The sequence below is a fragment of the Paraburkholderia sp. genome, from assembly GCF_034668105.1.
GTDB lineage: Bacteria > Pseudomonadota > Gammaproteobacteria > Burkholderiales > Burkholderiaceae > Paraburkholderia.
On the sequence record NZ_JAXDPY010000460.1, the window covers coordinates 1 to 4,457 of the forward strand.

General features: G+C 64.8%; 4 protein-coding genes. All 4 read left to right on the forward strand.

What is annotated here, in order from left to right; all coding sequences use genetic code 11:
* Nucleotides 1–1,436 (forward strand): class I tRNA ligase family protein (locus QOC89_RS20540; RefSeq protein WP_323046698.1); only part of this gene is annotated, 1,436 nt, incomplete at its 5' end.
* Nucleotides 1,437–1,527: 91 nt separating this feature from the next.
* Entirely contained in the window at nt 1,528–2,079 is a 552-nt protein-coding gene (lptE, locus tag QOC89_RS20545; RefSeq protein ID WP_416340431.1) for an LPS assembly lipoprotein LptE, read from the forward strand.
* 137 nt (nt 2,080–2,216) lie between these two features.
* Nucleotides 2,217–3,335 (forward strand): DNA polymerase III subunit delta, encoded by a 1,119-nt coding sequence (gene holA / locus QOC89_RS20550; RefSeq protein ID WP_323046699.1) that lies wholly within the window; start codon nt 2,217–2,219, stop codon nt 3,333–3,335.
* Nucleotides 3,336–3,451: 116 nt separating this feature from the next.
* On the forward strand, nt 3,452–4,457 hold a 1,006-nt coding region (locus tag QOC89_RS20555), incomplete at its 3' end, for a glutamate-5-semialdehyde dehydrogenase (protein ID WP_323046700.1).

A 4,457-nucleotide genomic window follows, 5' to 3' on the forward strand; every position in this document is an offset into this window, starting at 1 on the left:
ACAGCGGCAAGTACGACGGTCTCACGTACGAGCAGGCGGTCGACCGGATCGCCGCCGATCTGAAGGAACTCGGCCTCGGCGACAAGCAGATCACGTGGCGTCTGCGTGACTGGGGCGTGTCGCGCCAACGTTACTGGGGCACGCCGATTCCGATCATCCATTGCCCGACATGCGGCGACGTGCCAGTGCCGGAAAAAGATCTTCCCGTCGTGCTGCCGGAAGACCTCGTGCCGGACGGCACGGGCAACCCGCTCGCCAAATCCGAGGCGTTCGTGAATTGCACGTGCCCGACCTGCGGCGGCGCGGCCAGGCGCGAAACCGACACGATGGACACCTTCGTCGATTCGTCCTGGTACTTCTATCGCTATGCGTCGCCGGATGCGAAGACCATGGTCGACGAGCGCACCGATTACTGGGCGCCGATGGACCAGTACATCGGCGGTATCGAGCATGCGATTCTTCACCTGCTGTATTCGCGCTTCTGGGCCAAGGTCATGCGCGACCTCGGGCTGGTCAAGTTCGGCGAGCCGGCCAGGAACCTGCTCACGCAGGGCATGGTGCTCAACGAAACGTACTACCGCGAAAGCGAAGCGGGCAAGAAGACCTGGTATAACCCGGCCGACGTCACCGTCTCGTTCGACGACAAGGGGCGCCCGGTCGGCGCCGTGCTGAATTCGGACGGCCAGCCGGTGGTACTCGGCGGCGTCGAAAAGATGTCGAAGTCGAAGAACAACGGCGTCGATCCGCAACTGCTGATCGATCAGCACGGCGCGGACACCGCGCGTCTGTTCGTGATGTTCGCCGCACCGCCCGAGCAGCAGCTCGAATGGTCCGGTTCGGGCGTGGAAGGCGCGAGCCGCTTCCTGCGCCGTGTGTGGAACTTCGCTCACGCCAACGAAGCCGCGTTGCGCGCCGGTGGCAAGCTCGACGCCGCGAATTTCAGCGAGGCCGACAAGGTGCTGCGCCGCGAGATCTACAGCGTGCTGAAGCAGGCCGACTTCGACTACCAGCGTTTGCAGTACAACACGGTGGTGTCGGCGGCGATGAAGATGCTCAACGCGCTCGACAGCGCGAAGGGCGCGCAACCGGGGGTCCTGCGCGAGACGTATAGCGTGATGCTGCGTGTGCTGTATCCGGTCGTGCCGCATCAGACGTTCCAGTTGTGGCAGGAACTCGGTTACGCCGACGAATTCGGCTCGCTGCTCGACGCCGCGTGGCCGAAGGTCGATGAACAGGCGCTGGAACAGGCCGAAATCGAACTCGTGCTGCAGGTGAACGGCAAGGTGCGCGGCGCGCTCACGGTGGCGAAAGATGCGACACGTGAAGCGATCGAAAAGCTCGCCGCCGCGCATGAGGCGGTCGAGAAGTTCAGCGAAGGCAAGACACCGAAGAAGATCGTCGTGGTGCCGGGCCGCCTCGTGAACGTGGTGGTTTGACAGCCCACCAATACATGACAGCAGACCAGCGCCGCCGCGTGTGGCGGCGCTGGTCTCCCGCTGCGGAATCCACTGCGAACCAGGAGCCAATGTGACTCGCAGAATGTTATTGACGCTGGCGTGCAGCGTGTTGATGTTGTCCGCCTGCGGCTTCCAGTTGCGCGGCCAGCAGGACTACGCATTCAAACGACTCTATATCTCCGGCGGTTCGGCTGCGGCCGGCGCACGGCTCGCACGCCTTGTGCAGGGCGGCAGCGACACGGTGGTGGTCACTTCCGTTGCGAATGCCGATGCAACGCTGCAGATCACCGAGGGTCGTGGCGTCAATACGCTCACGCTGAACTCGCTGGGTGTTGTCGAAGAGTATGCATTGAATCTGTCGATGACCTACACGCTGGTCGGCAAGGACGGCACGGTGCTGATTCCGTCGAGCGTGATCGCGCTGAACCGCGCGATGACCTATAGCGACCAGTTTTCGCAGGCCAAGGCCTCTGAATCCGACATCCTCTTCGCGGACATGGAAAACGACGCGATCGACCAGCTTACGCGCCGCCTGTCGCTGGTGCGCTCGATGCACCCGGCGCCAGGCCAGCAGGTGCCGTCGGTGGCGCCGCGCGCGCCATTGCCGCCGCCGCCGCTGTGAGCGTCGCGCTGTGTCTTTGTTTCGCTTGCCGCATGTGCCGCGCCTATGGACTCGCTCATGCAGTCCCTCATGCGGCCTGTCATGCGGCCTCTCATGCGGCCTCTCATGCAGCCTGTTAACCTCGTCGATCGGTAGCCATGCAACTGCGACTTGACGCGCTCGAAGCGCATCTCGCGAAGGGACTCGCCGGACTGTACGTCGTGTACGGCGACGAGCACCTGCTCGCGCAGGAAGCGAGCGACCGGATTCGTGCGACGGCGCGTGCGGCCGGCTTTACCGATCGTTCCGTGTTCACGGTTGAGCGCGGCTTCGACTGGAGTTCGCTGCTTGGCGCGAGTCAATCGATGTCGCTGTTCGGCGACCGTCAACTGGTCGAATTGCGCATTCCATCGGGTAAGCCCGGCAAGGAGGGCGCGGACGCGCTGAAAGCGCTCGCCGCCGCCGTGAATGACGACGTGCTGACGATGATCACGCTGCCGCGGCTCGACGCCGCGACGCAAAAGTCGGCGTGGTTCACTGCGCTGGCCGATGCCGGCGTCGCGTTGAAGATCGATCCGGTGGAGCGTGCGCAATTGCCGAATTGGGTGGGTCAACGGCTTGCCGCCCAGGGCCAGCGGGTCGTTGCCGGGGAAGAAGGGCGGCGCGCGCTGGCGTTCATCGCCGAGCGCGTGGAAGGCAACCTGCTCGCTGCGCATCAGGAAATCCAGAAGCTCGGGCTGCTGTATCCGGCTGGGTCGTTGAGCTTTGAACAGATCCAGGACGCGGTGCTGAACGTCGCCCGCTATGACGTTTTCAAGCTGAACGAAGCGATGCTGGCGGGTGATGTCGGTCGCCTCGCGCGCATGCTTGACGGCTTGCGGGGCGAGGGCGAGGCCGCGGTACTGGTGCTGTGGGCGGTGGTCGAAGAAGTGCGTACGCTGTTGCGGATCAAGCGCGGTGTCGCGGCGGGCAAGCCGCTCGCGATGCTGGTGCGCGAGAACCGCGTGTGGGGGCCGCGTGAGCGGCTGATCGGGCCGGCGTTGTCGCGCGTCACTGAAAGCGCGCTGGAGAAGGCGCTGGCTCTGGCCGCGCGGCTGGATCGGCAGGTTAAGGGCTTGTCGGGCGGCACGCCGGGCAATCATCGCAACGATCCGCCGCCTGATCCTTGGGACGGTTTGTTCGAACTGGCGATGACGGTGGCTTCGCCAAAAGCTGCGCCTGTGCCGCCGCCGCGACCTCGGGCCGGGGCGGTTGCGCCGACACGCAGACCGGGCTGATCTGGGCGATCGGTGTGGCTAAAGCAAAGCTTCGCCACCCGACTTACAATCTTTCGATCCTTCGCTAACTTTGCCTGTCCGCCGCACCTCGATGTGCGCGGCACCACGAGAATCACATGGATATCGACCAGTACATGACCGACCTCGGCCGCCGCGCCCGCCACGCTTCGCGGGCGATGGCGCGGGCGTCGACGGCGGCGAAGAACGCCGCGCTCGCAGCGGTGGCCGCGGCGATCGAGCGCGACGCCGCGTCGCTGAAAGAGGCCAACGCGCGTGACGTCGCCCGGGCCCGCGACAAAGGTCTCGACGCTGCGTTTGTCGACCGTTTGACGCTGTCGGACAAAACGCTGAAAACAATGGTCGAAGGCTTGCGGCAAGTTGCCGCGCTGGCCGATCCGATCGGCGAGATCAGCAATCTGAAGTATCGCCCGAGTGGCATTCAGGTCGGGCAGATGCGTGTGCCGCTCGGCGTGATCGGCATCATCTACGAATCGCGTCCGAACGTCACGATCGACGCCGCGGCGTTGTGCCTGAAGTCCGGCAACGCCACGATTCTGCGCGGCGGCTCGGAAGCGCTCGAATGCAACACGGCACTGGCGAAGCTGATCGGCGAAGGACTGGAGGCAGCGGGTTTGCCGCAGGACGCCGTGCAAGTGGTCGCTACCTCGGACCGCGCCGCGGTCGGCAAGCTGATTACGATGACCGAATACGTCGACGTGATCGTGCCGCGCGGCGGCAAGAGCCTGATCGAGCGCCTGATGAACGAAGCGCGCGTGCCGATGATCAAGCACCTCGACGGCATTTGCCACGTGTATGTCGACGACCGCGCCGATCTGACCAAGGCGCTGACCGTCTGCGACAACGCGAAGACGCACCGCTACGGCACCTGCAACACGATGGAAACGCTGCTGGTGGCGCGCGGTATCGCCGCTGAAGTGCTGCCGCCTTTGGGCAAGCTGTATCGCGACAAGGAAGTCGAATTGCGCGTCGACGCAGCGGCACGCGCGGTGTTCGCCGACGCGGGCGTCGGCCCGCTCGTCGATGCAACCGAAGAAGACTGGCGCACCGAATATCTTGCGCCGGTGCTGGCGGTCAAGGTCGTCGACAATCTCGACGCCGCGA